At 48.5% G+C, this 19,464-nt stretch carries 18 protein-coding genes and 1 riboswitch; of the genes, 17 read left to right on the top strand and 1 reads right to left on the bottom strand.

From position 1 onward, the window contains the following. The first annotated feature begins 47 nt into the window (after positions 1-47). A riboswitch (SAM riboswitch) is annotated at positions 48-152 on the top strand. 126 nt (positions 153-278) lie between these two features. From AUL54_RS02845 to AUL54_RS02815, 7 genes are all read left to right on the top strand, one after another. Beyond that, positions 279-980 carry a phosphoadenylyl-sulfate reductase gene (locus AUL54_RS02845; protein ID WP_047475086.1) on the top strand — a complete coding sequence of 234 codons (702 nt, stop codon included), beginning with the start codon at positions 279-281 and terminating at the stop codon, positions 978-980. 12 nt (positions 981-992) lie between these two features. After that, positions 993-2,057: a sulfate permease gene (locus tag AUL54_RS02840; protein WP_060962827.1), complete on the top strand. Its 1,065-nt coding sequence runs from the start codon at positions 993-995 to the stop codon at positions 2,055-2,057. A 47-nt stretch (positions 2,058-2,104) separates the two neighbouring features. Then, positions 2,105-3,253 carry a sulfate adenylyltransferase gene (gene sat, locus AUL54_RS02835; RefSeq protein ID WP_016936175.1) on the top strand — a complete coding sequence of 383 codons (1,149 nt, stop codon included), beginning with the start codon at positions 2,105-2,107 and terminating at the stop codon, positions 3,251-3,253. Positions 3,254-3,266: 13 nt separating this feature from the next. Continuing rightward, the gene (gene cysC / locus AUL54_RS02830) at positions 3,267-3,860 is read left to right on the top strand and encodes an adenylyl-sulfate kinase (protein WP_060962826.1); all 594 of its coding nucleotides are present in this window, start codon (positions 3,267-3,269) and stop codon (positions 3,858-3,860) included. 124 nt (positions 3,861-3,984) lie between these two features. After that, positions 3,985-4,758 carry a uroporphyrinogen-III C-methyltransferase gene (cobA, locus tag AUL54_RS02825; RefSeq protein ID WP_060962825.1) on the top strand — a complete coding sequence of 258 codons (774 nt, stop codon included), beginning with the start codon at positions 3,985-3,987 and terminating at the stop codon, positions 4,756-4,758. Further along, positions 4,759-5,544 carry a sirohydrochlorin chelatase gene (locus AUL54_RS02820; protein ID WP_060962824.1) on the top strand — a complete coding sequence of 262 codons (786 nt, stop codon included), beginning with the start codon at positions 4,759-4,761 and terminating at the stop codon, positions 5,542-5,544. It begins immediately after the preceding gene. Next, on the top strand, positions 5,525-6,013 hold the full coding sequence (locus tag AUL54_RS02815; protein WP_060962823.1) for a precorrin-2 dehydrogenase/sirohydrochlorin ferrochelatase family protein: 489 nt from the start codon (positions 5,525-5,527) through the stop codon (positions 6,011-6,013). Before AUL54_RS02820 ends, AUL54_RS02815 begins: the two co-directional genes overlap by 20 nt. Positions 6,014-6,321: 308 nt before the next feature. On the opposite strand, the gene AUL54_RS02805 is transcribed toward AUL54_RS02815, so the two are convergent. After that, positions 6,322-8,028, bottom strand: coding sequence for an Rqc2 family fibronectin-binding protein (locus AUL54_RS02805; RefSeq protein WP_060965041.1), 1,707 nt, complete (start codon positions 8,026-8,028; stop codon positions 6,322-6,324). A gap of 119 nt (positions 8,029-8,147) precedes the next feature. On the opposite strand from AUL54_RS02805, the gene AUL54_RS02800 reads away from it, so the two are divergent. The 10 genes from AUL54_RS02800 (at position 8,148) to rsmB (ending at position 19,464) form a co-directional block, all read left to right on the top strand. Then, on the top strand, positions 8,148-10,820 hold the full coding sequence (locus tag AUL54_RS02800; RefSeq protein WP_060962821.1) for a calcium-translocating P-type ATPase, SERCA-type: 2,673 nt from the start codon (positions 8,148-8,150) through the stop codon (positions 10,818-10,820). Positions 10,821-10,901: 81 nt separating this feature from the next. Continuing rightward, complete coding sequence (locus AUL54_RS02795) at positions 10,902-11,777, top strand: YicC/YloC family endoribonuclease (protein WP_060965040.1); 876 nt, start codon at positions 10,902-10,904, stop codon at positions 11,775-11,777. Positions 11,778-11,853: 76 nt separating this feature from the next. Further along, a complete protein-coding gene (gene remA, locus AUL54_RS02790; RefSeq protein ID WP_003154355.1) occupies positions 11,854-12,123 on the top strand; it encodes an extracellular matrix/biofilm regulator RemA in 270 nt (89 codons plus the stop codon). Positions 12,124-12,130: 7 nt separating this feature from the next. Beyond that, the gene (gene gmk, locus AUL54_RS02785) at positions 12,131-12,745 is read left to right on the top strand and encodes a guanylate kinase (protein WP_016936166.1); all 615 of its coding nucleotides are present in this window, start codon (positions 12,131-12,133) and stop codon (positions 12,743-12,745) included. 3 nt (positions 12,746-12,748) lie between these two features. Then, complete coding sequence (gene rpoZ / locus AUL54_RS02780; protein ID WP_003154346.1) at positions 12,749-12,952, top strand: DNA-directed RNA polymerase subunit omega; 204 nt, start codon at positions 12,749-12,751, stop codon at positions 12,950-12,952. Between the two features lie 89 nt (positions 12,953-13,041). Then, positions 13,042-14,262 carry a bifunctional phosphopantothenoylcysteine decarboxylase/phosphopantothenate--cysteine ligase CoaBC gene (gene coaBC, locus AUL54_RS02775; protein WP_060962820.1) on the top strand — a complete coding sequence of 407 codons (1,221 nt, stop codon included), beginning with the start codon at positions 13,042-13,044 and terminating at the stop codon, positions 14,260-14,262. Beyond that, positions 14,259-16,670: a primosomal protein N' gene (gene priA, locus AUL54_RS02770; RefSeq protein WP_060962819.1), complete on the top strand. Its 2,412-nt coding sequence runs from the start codon at positions 14,259-14,261 to the stop codon at positions 16,668-16,670. The genes coaBC and priA overlap by 4 nt, the downstream gene beginning before the upstream one ends. Before the next feature lie 23 nt (positions 16,671-16,693). Then, positions 16,694-17,176: a peptide deformylase gene (gene def / locus AUL54_RS02765; protein ID WP_047475069.1), complete on the top strand. Its 483-nt coding sequence runs from the start codon at positions 16,694-16,696 to the stop codon at positions 17,174-17,176. 4 nt (positions 17,177-17,180) lie between these two features. Further along, positions 17,181-18,134, top strand: a complete 954-nt coding sequence (gene fmt, locus AUL54_RS02760; protein ID WP_060962818.1) for a methionyl-tRNA formyltransferase — start codon at positions 17,181-17,183, stop codon at positions 18,132-18,134. Beyond that, positions 18,121-19,464, top strand: coding sequence for a 16S rRNA (cytosine(967)-C(5))-methyltransferase RsmB (rsmB, locus tag AUL54_RS02755; RefSeq protein WP_060962817.1), 1,344 nt, complete (start codon positions 18,121-18,123; stop codon positions 19,462-19,464). The genes fmt and rsmB overlap by 14 nt, the downstream gene beginning before the upstream one ends.

Genomic DNA, 19,464 nt, shown 5'->3' with positions numbered 1-19,464 from the left:
GGTTGACTTCTGTTAGAATTGTGCTAAAATTTAGTACAAATCTAAAAAGCTTATCAAGAGCGGCTGAGGGACTGGACCGATGACGCCCGGCAACCTGCGTGTCATGCAAGGTGCCGCATCCAGAAAAATGCACAGCATTTTGAAGATAAGGGCTATAACGGGTCACTGTCTTTCATTCCGCTGGATTGAAAGTTTTTTATATGAAAAAAGATTGAGGGATAAGACAACCGGCAGAAAACAACAGCTGTTTGATTGTCTCCGGGAGGAGGAAAGAAAAAATGCTAACGTATGACACATGGGAGGAACCGGCGATTACATTTCCGGAAGACGATTCCTATAAAGGCGCGCTGTCCGTTTTAAAATGGGCATACGGCCACTACGGAGACCAGCTTGTTTACGCGTGCAGCTTCGGGATTGAGGGAATCGTCCTGATCGATTTAATTTCTAAAGTGAAAAAAGACGCGGAAATCGTGTTTCTCGATACAGGACTTCACTTTAAAGAAACATATGAAACGATCGAAAAAGTGAAAGAACGTTACCCGGGACTGAACATCATCCTGAAAAAGCCCAGCCTTACTCTTGAGGAACAGGCCGAGGCTCACGGAGATAAACTGTGGGAAAGAGAACCGAACCAGTGCTGCTTCATCAGAAAAATTCTGCCGTTAAGAGAAGCGCTCGCCGGGCGTCCGGCATGGCTGTCCGGCCTCCGACGCGATCAAGGGCCGAGCCGGGCGAATACGAATTTCCTGAATAAAGACGATAAGTTTCAATCCATTAAAGTATGCCCGCTGATCCACTGGACGTGGAAAGACATCTGGAGATATACATCCAAGCATGAGCTGGATTATAACATTCTTCATGATCAGGGCTATCCGAGCATCGGCTGTGAACCGTGCACTTCACCTGCGTTTACCGCAGAAGACCTGCGGAGCGGCAGATGGAACGGAATGGCAAAAACAGAATGCGGACTGCATGAATAAAGGAGCTGCACAATGGAATTAGCCGCTATTTTATTCTGCCTGTTTTTCGCCATGAATATCGGAGCCAGCGGAGCCGCGGCTTCAATGGGGGTCGCTTACGGTTCCGGCGCCGTTAAAAAGAAAACGTATGCGCTGATTATCTGCGCGGCCGGCGTCCTGTCAGGGGCGGTTATCGGCGGCGGAGAAGTCGTTAAGACGATCAGCGGCGGAATCATTCCCGAACAGACCATTACGCTCACCATTGTGTGCATTATTATCGGAGCGGCGGCGTTATCGTTATTCACGGCGAATGTGCTCGGCATTCCGCTGTCGACAAGCGAGGTCACCGTTGGGGCGATTGTCGGGGTCGGCGTCGCGTACAAAGTATTGTTTCTGCAGCATCTTTTGGTCATCGTGATTTTTTGGGTGCTCGTACCGTTTGTTGCGTTCTGTTTCACGTTTCTCGTATCGAAGGTATCCAGTTCTCTGAATATTCGAGTCATTTCGAGCCGGAAACAGAAGGTTTTGGGGGTTGTCCTGCTTATTGCGGGGTTTTGGGAAGCTTTTTCAGCCGGAATGAACAACGTCGCAAATGCGGTAGGGCCTTTAGTTGCCGCCGGCGTGCTCAGCGTGTCCAAAGGGACGCTGTACGGAGGTATCTTTGTCGCTCTCGGCGCTCTGCTTTTAGGACGCAGAGTGCTTGAAACCAACGGGAAAAAGATTACGAGATTTTCCGCCGGCGAAGGCATACTGCTTTCCGGAACCGGAGCCGGACTTGTCATTATCAGTTCCGTGTTCGGTCTGCCGGTTCCTTTGGCGCAGGTGACATCATCATCAATCATCGGTATCGGAATGGCCAAAAACGGGCCGAACGTTTTTCATAAAGAAGTCGTGAAAACGATGCTCAAAGTATGGGTCGTTTCGCCGTTTTTGTCACTGTCGATTTCGTATCTGCTTGTCTCTCTGCTGTTAAAAGGAGATTACTATTCCATCTTTATGATGGCCAGCGTGCTTTTGGCAGCTGGCGGAGCCGCCAGTCTGATGAAAGCCATCCGAAAAGAGAAACGCTCTGTCCATGAACAAGGCGGGGGCATTTAACTATTAATCTGAGTTTATTTATCTGTTAACTGGGAGGAAAATGTACTATGAGTCTAGCACCGCACGGAGGAACATTAGTTAATCGGGTGAATGAGCAGTATGATCTTACATCCGTCCAAAAAGAAATTGAGCTGGATTTGATTTCGTTTGCTGATTTAGAGCTGATCGGAATCGGAGCCTACAGCCCGATTGAAGGATTTTTCACAGAAAAAGATTACGTGTCAGTCGTTGAAAATATGCGTCTGGCATCCGGGGCTGTCTGGTCTTTGCCGATTACGCTTCCGGTCGATTCAGAAAAAGCGGCTGAGCTTGCTGTCGGAGACACCGTAAAACTGACTTACGGCGGAGAAACATACGGCGCAGTGGACATCGAAGATATTTATACGCCGGATAAACAAAAAGAAGCCGTTCACGTATATAAAACCGATGATGACGCTCATCCAGGCGTGAAAAAACTATTTTCACGCGGCGATACGTATGTCGGCGGGCCGATCACATTAATTAAAAAAGCGTCAAAGCAGTTTCCTGAGTTTACATTTGAACCTGCTGAAACGAGACGAAGCTTTGAAGAAAAAGGCTGGAAAACCATCGTCGGTTTCCAAACGAGAAATCCGGTTCACCGCGCTCACGAATATATCCAGAAAACCGCGCTTGAGACGGTTGACGGCCTGTTTTTGAACCCGCTCGTCGGTGAAACAAAATCAGATGATATTCCGGCGGATGTCAGAATGGAAAGCTATCAGGTGCTGCTCGATCATTATTATCCGAAAGACCGCGTTTTCCTCGGTGTATTTTTGGCGGCAATGCGGTACGCGGGACCGAGAGAAGCCATTTTCCACGCGCTTGTCCGCAAAAACTACGGATGCACGCATTTTATCGTCGGCCGCGATCATGCCGGCGTCGGTGATTACTACGGCACATACGAAGCGCAAGAGCTGTTTGATCAATTTACAGCGGATGAGCTCGGGATTACACCGATGAAATTCGAGCACAGCTTCTTCTGCCAAAAATGCGGCAATATGGGAACGGCCAAAACATGTCCGCATGACAGAGAAGACCACGTCATTCTGTCGGGAACAAAGGTCAGAGAAATGCTGCGAAGCGGCGTCATGCCGCCGGCGGAATTCAGCCGTCCTGAAGTTGTCGATGTGCTGATTAAAGGGCTGAAAACAAAAGAAGAAGCAGGCGTTTCTTAAGGAGGAAAAAAGAGTGACAAATCGTGATATCGTATGGCATGAAGCCTCAATAACGAAAGAAGAATACCAACAGAAAAACAAGCATAAAAGCTCTATCCTCTGGCTGACGGGTTTAAGCGGTTCAGGGAAATCCACGATTGCAAACGCCGCAGCCCGCGAGCTGTTTGAACAAGGCTATCAAGTCATTGTGCTAGATGGAGATAACATCCGTCACGGCTTAAACAAGGACTTAGGATTTTCTGATGATGACCGCAAGGAAAATATACGCCGAATCGGGGAAGTGGCAAAGCTTTTCGTTCAGCAGGGCACCATCGTCATTACGGCCTTTATTTCTCCGTTCCGTGAGGACAGAGATCAGGTGAGAGAGCTCGTGGCAGAAGGCGAATTTAATGAAATCTATGTGAAATGCGACCTCGATATATGTGAAAAGCGCGATCCGAAAGGTTTGTATAAAAAAGCCAGAAACGGCGAAATTCCGTTCTTTACGGGAATCGACTCACCGTATGAAGAGCCGAATGCGCCTGAGCTCGTACTTGATTCAGGAAAATATGCACGCGAAGAATGCACCGGCAGACTGATTGATTTTGTGAAAAACAGCTTAGCATAATAAGTCCGAAAAGGCCGCGCAATCAGCCGGATACTCCCCCTAATGGCGGGATATGGTAAAATAGCTGAGGTGCGGCCTCGCGGCTGTTCTGTGAAGATGTCAAAACGGATCGGGGAGACATGCTATGGGGAAAGTATTTATCGTTGGAGCCGGTCCGGGAGATCCGGACTTATTAACGGTCAAGGCAATGAAAGCCATACAGAAAGCGGACGTTATACTATATGACAGATTGGTAAACAAAGAGATTTTACAGTATGCAAGAGAAGAAGCGGATCTGATTTACTGCGGAAAGCTCCCGGATTTTCATATTATGAAGCAGGATACGATCAACCGTTTCCTTGTGAAGTATGCGAAAAAGGGAAAAACCGTGGTCAGGCTCAAGGGGGGCGACCCGTTTGTTTTCGGCCGCGGGGGCGAAGAAGCGGAGGCTCTCGCGCAAAACGCCATTCCGTTTGAGATCGTTCCCGGCATTACATCGGGAATCGCGGCAGCTGCTTACGCCGGCATTCCCGTGACGCACAGGGAGGCGAGCTCCAATGTCGCATTTGTTACAGGGCATTATAAACAAGAAGACGACTTTGAAGAAAAATGGAAAGCACTGGCGACGGGCATTGATACGCTGGTGATTTATATGGGGATTAAAAATATCCGGCAGATTGAAAGAATGCTGCTGGAAAACGGCAGAGACGGCGGCACCCCGGCGGCCTTTATTCATTGGGGAACGACGGACAGGCAAAAAACAGTCGTCTGCACCGTCAGCACGCTTTCAGACACAGTGATAAAAGAAGAAATCAAAAACCCGAGCTTAATCGTCATCGGTGATGTCGTTAATTATCACTGCAAGCTGGATTGGTTTGAATCTGAATTGAAAAATCTGGATCTGAGCGAGGCGTTGTAAATGAAGCAGGCGATTTTATACATCGGGCACGGAAGCCGGCTGAAAAAAGCGCAGGCAGAATCGGCGGCATTTTTAAAAGGGTGCATGCCGCACGCTGACGCTCCCATTCAGGAAATCTGTTTTTTAGAACTGCAGGAACCGTCTATTGAAGCGGGCTTTGAAGCATGTGTCAAACAAGGCGCCACTCATATCGCGGCTGTGCCGCTGCTGCTCTTGACCGCCGCCCACGCAAAACATGACATTCCCGCTGAAATCGCCCGTGCAGCGACCCGGCATCCCGATATAAAAGTAACATACGGTGTCCCGATCGGAGTGGATGATGAAGTCGTCAAAGCGGTGCATCATCGCATTGAGGACACCGGAGTGCCGATTGAGCAGGCGAAAGTGGTGCTGATCGGCAGAGGAAGCACAGATCCGGCAGTTAAAAATGCCGTCAGTGAGATTGCCGGAAAACTTGAGGCGATCACACCTGTTAAAGAAGTTATCCCTTGTTTTTTAACAGCCTGTGATCCCCACTATAAAGAAGTGTTTGCCGGCCTTGAAGAAGATGACGGCGCACCCGTTTTTATCGTCCCGTATCTTCTGTTTACAGGGCTTTTAATGACTGAAATTCAACGGGAAGTCCAAAAACTTCAGACGGTCAATCGAAATGTGCATCTCGCTTCATACTTAGGTTTTCACCCGCATATTAAGCAGGCGTTTTTGAACCGTGTGACGGAAGCTGTTCGAAACCCCGGCGGGCAGTTTGATTTTAAGGGGGGACAGTATGCTGCCTCTTCACATTAATCTCAGCGGAAAAAGAATTGTCATCGCGGGCGGGGGCAATGTTGCCTTAAGAAGGCTCAAAACAGTGCTTCCGGAAGGCGCGGATATTACTGTAATCAGCCCCGATGCCCTGCCGGAAATTAAACAGCTTGCGGATGAAGGATGCATCCGCTGGATTGCCCGGAAAATTGAAATGAAGGATCTCACGCCTGCTTTTTTCATTATTGCCGCGACAAATGACCGAGGTGTGAATCAGAAGATAGCTGCAAGCGCTTCTGAAACGCAGCTGGTCAACTGTGTAAGTAACGCTGAACAGGGCAGTGTGTATATGCCGAAGATCATCCGCAAAGGACGCATTGAAGTATCAGTATCAACAAGCGGCGCAAGCCCGGTACATACGAAAAGACTGGCTGAAAACATTGAGCCCTTGATTACTGATGATTTGGCTGAAGAAGTGGATCGATTGTTTGAGAAAAGAAGAAGACTATAAAAACTATACCTTGTCTGTCATCAGGCAGGGTATTTTTTATGCTTTCCTGACTGCCTTGCTGCTTTCGAGACGAGGAGAAATGATTCAAAAAACGGAAGCGGTTTGCTTATGTGAACGCTGACACGGGAGTCACCGCCGCCCTCATACAAAGGAACAAGCCGATCAGAGAAGGCAGACATGACGGGAAACCGTTCACATCCTGTAAAGATCAGTTCTGACAGCTGAGAGAGTGTCTCCATTTATGTTCAGAAATCAGGAAATAAAAAAAACACCACCAAGCTGAGTGCGGTATCAGCTTGATGGTGCGTTTATTTTTTCAGCCGTATGACAAGATCGGCATCAGGTGTGACAAATACGGTATGCTGGCTGTCATAGGTGACGAAGCCGGGCTTTGCGCCGTTTGGCTTTTTCACATGTCTGATTTTTGTATAATCAACCGGTACGGAGCCGGAATCTTTCGCCTTGGAAAAATAAGCGGCAATTGCAGCTGCTTCCAATATGGATTGTTCATCCGGATCGCTGCTTTTAATCACAACGTGGGAACCCGGAATGTCTTTCGTGTGGAACCATACATCATCCCTTGCGGCGGCTTTTGTCGTTAAGTACTCATTTTGTTTATTGTTTTTGCCGACAAGGATCGTCAATCCCTGCGAAGATTCATATTGCTCTAAAACAGGAACGTGCTGTTTCTGTTTTTTCTGTCCTCTTTGCTGTTTCGGACGCAGATATTTGCCTTCGACAAGCTCCTCCCTTATTTCGTGAATATCCTTTGTGGAAGCGGAGGAAAGCTGCTGGATCAGCTGATCGAAATAAGCGATTTCCTCCTCGGCCAGGCGGATCTGTTCTTTTACAACCTCAACGGAATTCTTCGCTTTTTGATATTTTGTAAAATACATCTGCGCGTTTTCGGACGGTGTTTTGTTCGGATTTAAAGGGATGGTCACCGTCGGACTCTCTTCATCATAGTAATTGATGACGTTTGCTTCTTTGTCGCCTTTTTTCAGCATATACAAATTCGCCGTCAGCAGCTCGCCGTATAGCTGGAATTCTTTCGCATTCTCTGAGTAGTCCAGCGTCTTTTCCAGTTTTTTGATTTTATTGGCGTTCTTTTTCCGTTCATTTGCGACAAACCGCTCAAGATCCTGGGCCTGCTGTTTGACGCGGTCGCGCTCTGCTTTGCCGAAATAAAACCGGTCTAACAGTTCACTCAGTGAGTGAAAGGTTCGCTCTTCTCCGTTTACATGCGTGAGAGACAGGAGATAAAAGTATTCTTTTCCGCCTGCTGTCGTGATGTTCGGTGTGAACCTGCAGTCCTTCACGCTGCGGAACATCTCTGTCAGCGTCTTCGGCAGCGTTATTTTGTTAGCAAGGCCCGCTCTGTGAACGGCTTCTTTTGCAAACAGCGGAGAAACTCCGGAGAAATGTCTGACGATCTGCTGGTCAAGCCGTCCTTCCTGAAAACTGAGATGACGCAAAATGTCCTCTTCATCCGCAGCGAGCGGCGAAATTTTTTCCTGAGCGGGAGGGAGTTTGTAATCATAGCCCGGCAGAACGGTCCGGTAGCTGTTCATCGACGGAGATAAATGCTTCAGTCCGTCAATGATGGCACCTTCTCCGTCAGTGAGAATAATGTTGCTGTGGCGCCCCATAATTTCAACATACAGTGTTCTGACGGTTTCGTCGCCGATTTCATTTCTGCTTTTTATGCGGAATATCATAATCCTGTCTAATCCGGCCTGTTCTATTTTCTCAATAAAGCCGCCTTCTATATGCTTTCTGAGCAGCATACAAAACATCGGGGGCTCGCTCGGATTTTCATAGGCCTGGTTTGTCACGTGCACCCGTGAATAGCTCGGATGGGCCGATAATAATAATTTATGGTTTTTTCCGTTAGCGCGGATATGGAATATCACATCGTGCTTAAAAGGCTGGTGGACTCTCGTAATCCGGCCTCCGGCGATCCGGCTGTTTAATTCATGTGTCATTCCGTATGTAAACATGCCATCAAAAGACATATAAAACACCCTTTCCTTCTTCCTGCATTCGATAATTATAGCATGAAAAGGGACGAGTCAGAATAAGCTTGTTTACAGAGTGACATCTCTAAAGCGAGGCAGGGGAGTGGACGAGAAGAATGAAGTTTCATGAAATGGGTCAAACCGATTTGCTGAAAGCAACAAATACGTCCATTAAACAGGGATTGACCGAAAAAGAGGTGAAAAAACGCCTTGAAAAGCACGGACCGAACGAGCTTCAGGAGGGCAAGAGGACACCGGCGATCGTCGTGTTTTTCGCCCAATTTAAAGATTTTATGGTGCTCGTGCTGCTTGTGGCAACCTTAATTTCCGGGTTTTTAGGCGAATATGTAGATGCCGTGGCGATTATGGCGATTGTATTTGTCAATGGGGTGCTCGGTTTTTTTCAGGAGAGACGGGCGGAGAAGTCATTAAATGCATTAAAAGAGCTGTCAACGCCGTATGTGTCAGCATTGCGGGACGGGAGCTGGAAGAAAATTCAGTCCAAGGAGCTCGTTCCCGGCGATATCGTGAAATTTTCAAGCGGCGACCGGATCGGCGCGGATGTGCGGATCGTTGAAGCGAAGAGCCTTGAAATCGAAGAATCGGCGCTGACCGGGGAATCGATCCCGGTTGTCAAACAAGCTGATAAGCTGAGAAAGCCGGATGTTTCTTTAGGCGATATCAACAATATGGCGTTTATGGGGACGATCGTAACGCGCGGCAGCGGTGTCGGCGTCGTCGTCGGTACAGGAATGAATACGGCAATGGGGAAAATCGCCGATATGCTGGAATCCGCCGGCAACCTTTCAACACCGCTGCAGCGAAGACTAGAAGAGCTCGGCAAAATTTTAATTATCGTCGCGCTGCTTTTGACGGTATTGGTCGTTGCAGTCGGCGTCTTACAGGGACATGAGCTTTACAGCATGTTTTTGGCCGGGGTGTCATTGGCCGTCGCCGCGATTCCGGAAGGGCTTCCCGCCATTGTTACGGTGGCATTATCAATCGGCGTTCAGCGCATGATCAAACAAAAATCAATTGTCAGAAAGCTCCCGGCAGTTGAAACATTGGGCTGCGCCTCTGTCATTTGTTCTGATAAAACCGGCACGCTGACACAAAACAAAATGACCGTCACCCATATGTGGTCAGGGGGAAAAACATTTAAAGTGTCAGGTATCGGCTATGAGCCGGCGGGAGTTTTTACGCGCGATGAGCGGGAAATCAAGCCGAAAGATGAGAAGATGCTTGAACAGATGCTGGTTTTCGGCGCATTATGCAATACGTCCGAAATTGAACTGAAAGACGGCCATTATGTGCTTGACGGCGATCCGACAGAAGGAGCGCTACTGACGGCCGCGAGAAAAGGCGGCTATTCAAACGACTGGCTCAGTGAACAATACCGTGTTGTTGCCGAGTTTCCGTTTGACTCCGTCCGCAAAATGATGACCGTCATCGCCGAAGATAAGGAAAAAAAGCGGTTCGTCATCACCAAAGGAGCGCCTGATGTGCTGATTGACCGCTCGTCACATATGATGCACGGCGGCAGAAGTGCGCCATTTTCAGAAGAAAAGAAAGCTGAGACAGAAGCGGTCTTGAAAGAACTGGCGTCGCAAGCCCTCCGGACGATCGCGATTGCTTATAAACCGTTAAATCCGGGTGAAAAGCCGACAATGGAGCAGGCGGAAAAGAACCTGACGATACTCGGCCTGTCCGGCATGATTGATCCGCCCCGTCCGGAGGTCAGACAGGCCATTAAAGAATGCCGTGAAGCAGGCATTAAAACGGTGATGATTACCGGTGATCACGTCGAAACGGCAAAGGCGATCGCGAAAGATTTGCGGCTTCTTCCGAAAAAAGGGCGTGTGATGGACGGAAAAACGCTGAATAAGCTTTCTGAAAAAGAGCTTACGGAGACGGTCGATGATATTTACGTATTCGCACGCGTATCACCTGAACATAAATTGAAAATTGTCAAAGCGTTTCAGGAAAACGGACACGTCGTCGCCATGACAGGAGACGGAGTAAATGACGCCCCGGCCATAAAGCAGGCTGATATCGGCGTTGCTATGGGCGTGACGGGAACGGATGTGGCAAAGGAAGCGTCCTCTCTCATTCTGGTCGATGATAACTTCGCTACGATTAAATCAGCCATAAAAGAGGGGAGAAATATCTATGAAAATATAAGAAAATTCGTCCGGTATTTACTCGCCTCCAATGTCGGTGAGATTTTAGTCATGCTGTTTGCGATGCTTCTCGCTCTGCCGCTGCCGCTCGTTCCGATTCAGATATTGTGGGTGAACTTAGTCACTGACGGGCTGCCGGCTATGGCGCTCGGTATGGATCAGCCGGAAGATGACCTGATGAGGCGGAAGCCGCGGCATCCGAAAGAAGGGGTATTTGCGAGAAAACTGGGCTGGAAAGTCGTCTCAAGAGGATTTTTAATCGGAGCCGCAACCATTTTAGCGTTTATCGTCGTGTATCACCGCAATCCTGAAAATCTGCCGTATGCACAGACCGTCGCATTCGCGACTCTTGTTCTGGCTCAGCTTATACACGTATTTGACTGCCGGAGCGAAACGTCTGTTTTCTCCCGCAATCCGTTTGAAAATATCTATCTGCTAGGCGCCATCGTTTCTTCTGTTTTCCTGATGGTCATCGTCATCTATTATCCGCCGCTGCAGCCTATTTTCAAAACTGTGCCGATTACGCCGGGCGATTGGATGCTGATTCTCGGCATGTCGGGCATACCTACTTTTTTGCTGGCGGGTTCACTTTTGACAAGAAAAAAATAATTCCATATGATATAATCTTAGGGGTAATAGCATGTCTATTGCCCTTTTATTTTGATAACGGGAAAGAATTGGGTGTTTCATATGATACGGAGTATGACAGGCTTCGGCAGCGCAAGCAGCACAAAAGGCGATCTCTCGGCAACCGTTGAGTTGAAATCCGTCAATTACCGGTTCAAAGAAGTGAACGCCCGTCTGCCAAGGCCTTTGCTATATGTAGAGGATAAGCTGAAACAAATCATATTGCAGCATATACAGCGCGGAAGAGTAGAACTGTTTCTTACTGTAAACAGTGACGCGCTCATAAAAAGAAGCCTGAAAATCGATTGGGAGCTCCTTGATGAATATGTGAGCGCCGCCCGCGTCATGAAAGACCGCTACAGCCTGGCCGCTGAACCCGACGCAATGGATTTCTTTGCTTTTGAACACATTGCACAGATTCATGAAGAGCAGATGCGTGATGACAAGCTTGAAGAAGTCATCAGGGAGGCTGCTGAGCTGGCGGTAAAGGAACTTTGTGACATGAGGGAAAAAGAAGGCCGGCTTTTGGCGGAAGACTGCTTTCTGCACATTGAGCGGCTTGAGACGCTGTCCGAACGGGTGAAAGACCGCGCTTCGGCCGTTGTTACCCATTACCGCGAGCGTCTTTACACCCGAATGAAGGAATGGACGGAGGACGCGATTGACGAAAGCAGGCTGATTACGGAATGCGCCATTTTCGCCGACCGTTCTGATATAACGGAAGAAATTACCAGATTAAAGAGCCATTTTGTTCAATTCCGTGATATATTAAAAGAAGGCGGTGCAGTCGGCCGCAAACTTGATTTCCTCGTTCAGGAACTTAACCGCGAAGCGAACACGATCGGCTCAAAAGCCAATGATCATCAAATCACAAAGCTTGTCGTGGAAATGAAAAGTTCTATTGAAAAATTGAAGGAACAAGTGCAAAATATAGAATAGCGACTGTGCGTATTGTTTACAGACGGTCTCTTCAGGTTACACTAGAGACGTCTATTTTACAGGGGGAACGTAGAAGATGACGATTAAACTGATTAATATCGGATTTGGCAATATCATCTCCGCCAATCGGATGATTTCGATTGTCAGCCCGGAGTCTGCGCCAATAAAGCGAATGATCCAGGATGCAAGAGACCGCGGAATGCTAATAGACGCTACATACGGACGAAGAACCCGTGCAGTTGTCGTCATGGATAGTGATCACATTATCCTATCTGCCGTCCAGCCTGAGACAGTTGCACACAGACTTTCTGTGAAAGAAGAAATTATGGATGAAGGGCAGGGGTAATTGCCGCATGAAAGAAAGAGGGTTATTAATCGTTCTCTCAGGTCCCTCCGGAGTTGGAAAAGGAACGGTTCGGCAAGCAATATTTTCACAAGAAGACACAAAATTTGAATACTCAATTTCAGTCACGACGAGAAACCCGAGAGAGGGAGAAGTCGACGGCGTCGATTATTTCTTTAAATCAAGAGATGAATTCGAACGCATGATTGAAAACAACAAACTGCTTGAATGGGCAGAATATGTCGGCAACTATTACGGAACGCCCGTTGATTATGTCGAACAGACGCTTCAAGAAGGAAAAGACGTCTTCTTAGAGATTGAAGTGCAGGGCGCGCTCCAAGTGCGGAATGCATTTCCGGAAGGCCTGTTTATCTTCTTAGCGCCGCCGAGTCTTTCTGAGCTGAAAAACAGAATCGTGACAAGAGGGACAGAAACAGACGATTTAATTGAAAACAGAATGAAGGCCGCCAAAGCTGAAATCGAAATGATGGACGCGTATGATTATGTCGTGGAAAACGACAATATCCAAACGGCTTGTGATAAAATTAACGCAATTGTTCTCGCCGAGCACTTAAAGCGTGAACGCGTTGCTCCGAGATATAAGAAAATGCTGGAGGTAGAATAACTTATGTTAGATCCGTCAATTGACTCTTTAATGAATAAATTAGATTCTAAATATACGCTGGTGACTGTGTCTGCAAGACGCGCGCGTGAAATGCAGATCAAAAAAGACCAGCAGATTGAACATACCATTTCTCACAAATATGTAGGCAAAGCTTTAGAAGAAATTGACGCGGGCCTGCTTTCGTTTGAAAGAGAAGACAGCGAATAACAAGCACACGTAGCAACCTATCTCTACATAGGTTGTTATTTTTTTCCGTTTGGGATTTGTCCAATGCTTTCATAAAGGAGAGAGACTTCATGAAAAACCGAAACATTCTGCTATGCGTAAGCGGAGGGATTGCTGTTTATAAAGCTTCCGCGCTCACGAGCAAGCTGGTTCAGGCCGGGGCGAACGTAAAAGTGATTATGACTGAGTCTGCGCGTGAGTTTGTTTCTCCGCTGACATTTCAGGCGCTGAGCCGGAATGAAGTGTATACAAATACTTTTAAAGAACAAAATCCGAAGGTGATTTCTCATATTGACGCCGCTGACTGGGCGGATTTAATTATTGTCGCGCCCGCTACGGCAAATGTCATCGGCAAGCTTGCCAACGGAATTGCTGACGATATGCTCACAACGACGGTGCTGGCGGCGGAGGCTCCTGTCTGGGTGGCGCCTGCGATGAATGTCCATATGTATGATCATCCGGCGGTGAAACGGAACATTTCCGTGCTTTATCAGGACGGCGTCCGCTTTATTGAGCCGAGTGAAGGCTATTTGGCATGCGGATATGTCGGCAAAGGAAGATTAGAAGAGCCGGAGCTTATTGTTGAGCGTGTCAGAGAGCACTTTAAGGAGCCTGAAGACGATGCGCCGCTGAAAGGAAAACATATTGTCATTACGGCAGGTCCGACGCGCGAAGCCGTGGACCCCGTCCGCTTTTTCACAAATAAATCCACCGGCAAAATGGGCTATGCCGCTGCCGAAGCTGCCGTCCGGCTGGGTGCGCGGGTGACGCTGATTTCAGGTCCGGTGTCAATAGAACCTCCTGAGGGGCTGTATCAGTTCCTTCCCGTGCAATCGGCAGCAGATATGAGAGAAGCCGTGCTATCTGTGTTTGATTCATGTGACATCGTCATTAAGACGGCGGCCGTGGCCGATTTTACGCCGGCGGCTGTTTCTGAACATAAAATGAAGAAGAAAGACGGTTCACTCGTGATCGAATTCAACCGTACGGCAGACATCCTGAAAGAACTCGGCGAACGGAAAACACACCAGCTTCTGATCGGCTTCGCGGCTGAAACGCAAGACATCGAACGTTATGCGCGCAGAAAACTTGAACAGAAAAACCTTGATATGATCGTGGCGAATGACGTGAAAGCGGAAGGAGCCGGGTTTGGCACAGATACGAATCTCGTCACCTTCTATTTCCGGGACGGAAGAAAGCGGGAGCTTGCGCTTATGTCTAAACTTGACGTTTCCTTTGAAATGCTGAAGGAAATGATCTCTTTGAAAGATGAGGACCGAAAACCCGTATGAATGTAGCTGAAGTCATTGTTGATGTAAGCTCCAAAAACATTGACAGACCCTTTGATTACAAAATCCCCGATCATTTAAAGGGAATGATCGAAGTCGGTATGCGGGTGATTGTCCCGTTCGGCCCGCGCAAGCTTCAAGGGTTTGTGACCGGTTTGAAAGATTCGTCTGAATTAAACGGCGGGTCAATGAAGGAAGTCGAGAAGCTGCTGGATTTGACGCCCGTTCTGACTGAAGAACTGATGCAGCTGTCTTCATGGCTTTCTGACAAAACACTGTCGTTTAAAATCACGGCGCTTCAGGCCATGCTGCCGGCAGCGCTGAAGGCGAAGTACGAAAAAGAGCTGAAAGTCGTTGACGAAGAAGCGCTGACACCGGACATCAGACAGCTTTTCAGAAATCAGAAAAGTCTTCTGTACTCGGATATTACCGATGAACGGCTTCTTTCGTCACTTCAAAAATTCGTGCGCAAAGGAAGCATTGATGTCACGTATAAGGTCGCCCAGAAAACGAATAAAAAAATGATCCGCATGATCGAGGCGGGGGCAGACAGAGAGGAACTCGCCCGGCACGCAGATTCATTGACAAAGCAGGCTGCTAAACAGCTCGCCGTCCTTACTTATTTTATCGGCGGGGGAGAAAAGATTTCCGCGGCTGAGCTTTGCAAAAAGACCGATTCCAGTTCAGCGACGCTGAAAACGCTTCTCAAAAAGGGGCTTCTTACGGAAAGTTTTGAGGAGGTTTACCGCGATCCTTATCAGGACAGAATGTTCAAAAAAACAGAGCCGCTTGCCCTTACTGAAGAGCAGCAGGCCGCTTTTGAGCCGATTAAACAAGCCGTAGCCGATCATGTTCATCACGTCTTTCTGCTTCACGGCGTAACAGGAAGCGGCAAAACAGAAATTTACCTGCAGTCCATTGAAAAGGTGCTGGCAAAAGGAAAAGAAGCCATCGTGCTCGTTCCGGAAATCTCATTGACGCCGCAAATGGTGAACCGATTTAAAGGCCGTTTCGGCTCTCAGGTTGCGGTCATGCACAGCGGTTTATCCACAGGTGAAAAATACGATGAATGGCGGAAGATTCAGCGCAAGGAAGTCCGGCTTGTCGTCGGAGCCAGGTCGGCCATCTTTGCCCCGTTTGAGAATCTCGGCATGATCATTATTGATGAAGAGCATGAATCTTCTTATAAGCAGGAGGAAATGCCGCGGTATCATGCAAAGGACGTAGCCATCCGCCGGGCCGAGCATCACAGCTGTCCGGTCGTCCTCGGGAGCGCCACGCCGACATTGGAGTCATTTGCGCGGGCGAAAAAAGGCGTTTATGAGCTGCTTCCGTTAAAACACCGCGTAAATCGCCAGCTCATGCCGGATGTTTCTCTCGTTGATATGAGAGAAGAGCTGAGAAACGGCAACAGGTCGATGTTTTCAAGAGAGCTGATGGAACAGCTGGAAGAGAAGCTTGCGAAAAAAGAGCAGGCTGTTCTCTTTCTGAATAAACGGGGGTATTCTTCGTTTGTCATGTGCCGGGACTGCGGTTATGTACCGCAATGTCCGCATTGCGACATTTCAATGACTTATCACCGCTACGGGCAAAGGCTGAAATGCCACTACTGCGGTCATGAGGAGTCTGTTCCGGGAACATGTCCGGAATGCGGCAGTGAACATATCCGCTTTTTCGGCACGGGAACGCAGCGTGTGGAGGAAGAGCTTACCAAAGTACTGCCTCAGGCGCGCGTCATCAGGATGGATGTGGACACGACTTCAAGAAAAGGCGCCCACGAAAAGCTATTGTCCGCGTTCGGTGAAGGAAAAGCGGATATTCTGCTCGGCACGCAAATGATCGCAAAAGGGCTTGATTTTCCGAACGTGACTCTCGTCGGAGTATTAAGCGCGGATACGACGCTTCACATCCCTGATTTCAGGGCGGCTGAGAAGACATTTCAGCTGTTGACCCAAGTAAGCGGACGGGCCGGGCGGCATGAAAAGCCGGGAACGGTGGTCATTCAAACGTATACACCGTCTCATTACAGCATTCAGCTGACGAAATCGCATGACTATGAAACTTTCTTTCAGCAGGAGATGGCGCACAGGCGGGCTCAGTCATATCCGCCTTATTATTACGTGGCGCTGGTGACCGTTTCTCATGAAGAAGCGGCAAAAGCCGCGGTCACCGCAGAAAAGATTACAAACTATTTAAGAGCGGGGTGCGGGCCCGACACGAAAATTCTAGGGCCGGCGGCTTCCCCGATTGCCAGGATCAAAGATAGATATCGCTATCAATGCGTGATAAAATACAGACAGGAAAACGAGTTGCAGATTCAGTTAAAAAAAATACTGGAGCACTATAAACGCGACATTGCGCAAAAGCATGTGATGATTTCAATCGATATGAATCCGTACATGCTGATGTAACATTAGTTTTGGAGGGCAAAATTTTGGCTGTGAAAAAAATCGTCACACACCCCGCGGAAGTTCTGGAAACACCCGCTGAAGAAGTGACAGTGTTTGATAAAAAATTAAAAAAACTGCTTGATGATATGTACGATACGATGCTTGAAATGGATGGCGTCGGCCTCGCCGCGCCGCAAATCGGCATTTTAAAAAGAGCGGCCGTCGTTGATATCGGTGAAGAAAGCGGCCGGATCGACCTTGTGAATCCGGTTATTCTTGAAAAGAGCGGTGAGCAGACCGGAGTTGAAGGCTGCTTAAGCTTTCCCGGGGTTTACGGCGACGTCACCCGCCCGGATTACGTAAAGGTAAAAGCTTACGACCGTAAAGGAAAACCGTTTGTTTTAGAAGCGGAAGGCTTTTTGGCCAGAGCCGTCCAGCATGAAATGGATCATTTAGACGGCATTTTATTCACGTCAAAAATCACGGCTTACTACACTGAAGAACAACTGGCAGAAATGGAAGGATGATTGGATGACAAGGATCGTTTTTATGGGAACGCCCGATTTTTCAGTTCCCGTGCTGCGCACGCTTATTGAAGACGGATATGAAGTGGTTGGGGTCGTTACGCAGCCTGACCGCCCCAAAGGCAGAAAAAAAATCATGACGCCGCCTCCCGTAAAGGCTGAAGCTGAACGTCACGGCATCCCCGTGCTTCAGCCCGAAAAAGTAAGGCTTGAAGAAGAAATAGAAAAAGTGCTCAGCCTGAAACCGGACCTGATTGTTACCGCGGCATTCGGACAGATCCTGCCCAAGCAGCTGCTTGACGGCCCGAAATACGGCTGCATTAACGTGCACGCGTCACTATTGCCTGAATTAAGAGGCGGAGCGCCGATACATTATTCGATTCTCCAAGGCAAGAAGAAAACGGGCGTGACGATCATGTATATGGTAGAAAAGCTTGATGCGGGTGATATGATTTCTAAAATCGAAGTGGAAATTGATGAAACGGATAATGTCGGCACGCTTCACGACAAATTAAGCATAGCGGGGGCAAAGCTTTTGTCAGAGACCGTTCCGAACGTCATTTCCGGAAATATTAAACCGATCAGGCAGGACGAATCAAAAGCGACTTACGCGCCTAACATTAAGCGTGAGCAGGAGCGGATCGACTGGACAAAGCCCGGGGAAGAGATTTACAACCAGATCAGAGGCTTAAACCCTTGGCCTGTCGCCTATACAACATTAAACGGACAAAATATCAAAGTATGGGCGTCTGAAAAAGTTGCGGCAAAAACTGAAGCAGCGCCCGGAACAGTCATCCGCACGGAGCAAAACGGCATTGTCGTCGCATCGGGAAACAGCACCGCCCTTTTAATCACAGAGCTGCAGCCGTCAGGTAAAAAACGGATGAAGGGCGAGGATTTTGTAAGAGGAAAAAATGTTCAGTCAGGTGACGTGTTAGGAGCAGCAGATGAAAAAAATTAATGTCCGTGAGCTTGCCCTTGAAGCGCTTGAGAAGCTTGAACAAAATCAGGCATACAGCAACCTGCTTCTTACATCGGTTATCAAAACGAACACGCTCAGCGACCAGGACAGGGGACTGCTGACAGAGCTTGTCTACGGAACGCTGCAAAATAAAATCGCTCTAGACTATATACTGAAGCCTTTTATCCGCAAGCCGAATAAGGTGAAGCCATGGGTGATTCAGCTGTTGCGTCTGTCCGCATATCAAATGGAATATTTAGAAAAAATTCCGGATCGCGCCGCCATCCATGAAGCGGTTGAAATCGCCAAAAAACGCGGGCATAAGGGAATCGCGTCCTTTGTCAACGGCATCCTGCGCTCCCTGCAGCGTGAGGGCGCGCCGTCATTCGCTGAAATTGAAGACCCGATTCTCCGCCTTTCAACAGAGACGAGCCATCCCGAATGGCTCGTAAAGGAGTGGGTTGAGGCATACGGCTTTGAGGCGGCCGAAAAGATCTGCCGGGTTCATCTCGTTCCGCCGAAACAGACGCTCCGTGTCAATCACATCAAGGCTGACAGGGAAAAGCTGCTGAATGAGATGGAAAATGCGGGTCTGGAAGCGGAAGCCGGAGACCTTTCTCCTGATGCGATTAAGCTTTTAAAAGGAAGCATCGCAAACACGGAATTTTTCCAAAACGGGCAAGTATCCATCCAGGATGAAAGCTCAATGCTCGTCGCGCGGGCGCTGGACCCGAAGCCGGGGGAAACCGTGTTAGACGCATGCGCCGCACCCGGAGGAAAGTCGGCTCACATCGCGGAATTAATGGAGAACGAGGGGAGCCTCACATCGCTTGATCTTCACCGCCATAAAGTGAAGCTGATTAAAGAAGGCGCGGAACGGCTCGGACTTACGATCATCGACGCGCAAACGATGGATGCCAGAAAAGCTGGGGACGCTTTTGGCGCAGAACGGTTTGACCGGGTTCTCGTCGATGCCCCGTGCTCAGGTTTCGGCGTCATCAGAAGAAAGCCTGATATGAAATATACGAAGACGCCGGATGACAGCAGACGGCTGTCAGAGATCCAGCTCGGTATTTTAAGGGAAATCGCCCCATTAGTAAAAAAAGGTGGCACACTCGTATACAGTACGTGTACAATGGACCGGACAGAAAATGATGAAGTTATGCATGCGTTTATACAAGAACACCCTGAGTTTGAACCCGATTTGTCTCTTGAAAAGCGGCTGCCTGAAAAGGCGAGACCCTTTGTTCAGGATGGAAGCCTTCAAATTCTTCCGCATTATTTCGGAACAGACGGTTTCTTTATTAGCAGCATGAGAAAGAAGGGATAA

Source organism: Bacillus sp. SDLI1, assembly GCF_001553895.1.
Classification (GTDB): domain Bacteria; phylum Bacillota; class Bacilli; order Bacillales; family Bacillaceae; genus Bacillus; species Bacillus siamensis.
Note: the sequence above shows the minus strand (reverse complement) of the source record. Positions and strands in the feature narration are given on the sequence as shown.